General features: G+C 67.3%; 1 protein-coding gene. It reads left to right on the forward strand.

Annotated features, from left to right (window positions below; genetic code table 11):
• On the forward strand, positions 1-698 hold a 698-nt coding region (locus ACWFR4_RS48090), incomplete at its 5' end, for a methyltransferase domain-containing protein (RefSeq protein WP_453658225.1).
• Positions 699-973 lie beyond the last annotated feature (275 nt).

The raw sequence follows: 973 nt of genomic DNA on the forward strand, positions 1-973 counted from the left end.
TCGGCTGCGGCAACCCGACCGCGGTGGCCGACCTCCACGAAGGCGAACGTGTCCTGGACCTCGGCTCCGGCGGCGGCATCGACGTACTGCTTTCCGCTCGCCGCGCCGGCCCCACCGGCAAGGCGTACGGGCTCGACATGACCGAGGAGATGCTCGCCCTCGCGCTCGAGAATCAGCAGAAGGCCGGCGCTACCAACGTCGAGTTCCTCAAGGGCACCATCGAGGCCATCCCGCTGCCCGCGAACACCATCGACGTCGCCATCTCCAACTGCGTCATCAACCTGTCCACCGACAAGCCCGCCGTCTTCGCCGAGATGATCCGGGTCCTCAAGCCCGGCGGCCGGATCGGAATCTCCGACGTCGTCGCCGACGACACCCTCACCCCCGATCAGCGTGCCGAGCGCGGCGACTACGTCGGCTGTATCGCCGGAGCCCTCTCCTTCGCCGAGTACCGCCAGGGCCCCGAAGCCGCCGGGTTCACCAACATCGAACTCAGCCGCACCCACGCGGTCGCCGACGGCATGCACTCCGCCATCATCCGCGCCACGAAGCCCACCACCAGCAACAAGGCTGAGGCGAGCACGGGCAGCGACTCCTGCTGCGGCGTCACCGCCTGCTGCACTCCAGCTGAACAGGCCGACGACCCGAACAGCACGGTCGCCGAGGCCAAGAGCGCATCCGGCTGCAACTGCGGCTGACAGCACGCCGGTTCGACACCTCACCTCAGGGTGGCCTCCCGCAGCCCCTAAGAGCGACACGAACGCCCTCCTCAACGGGACATCGGATCCCGCGCTGATCCAACTCAAAGAGACGCGACCAGCGCGGGACACACCCACCGCGCGAACAAGATGGGCATCGAGGGCGTCTGGGACTGTAAAAAGAACGGCCCTGTCTCATATTCGGTGGTGACGGATCGTGTCGCTATCCGAGGAGGATGCGGTGGCGGAGCAGGGTGAAGCCTGCTCGTCCGTGC

This window comes from Streptomyces sp. NPDC055140, assembly GCF_053607285.1.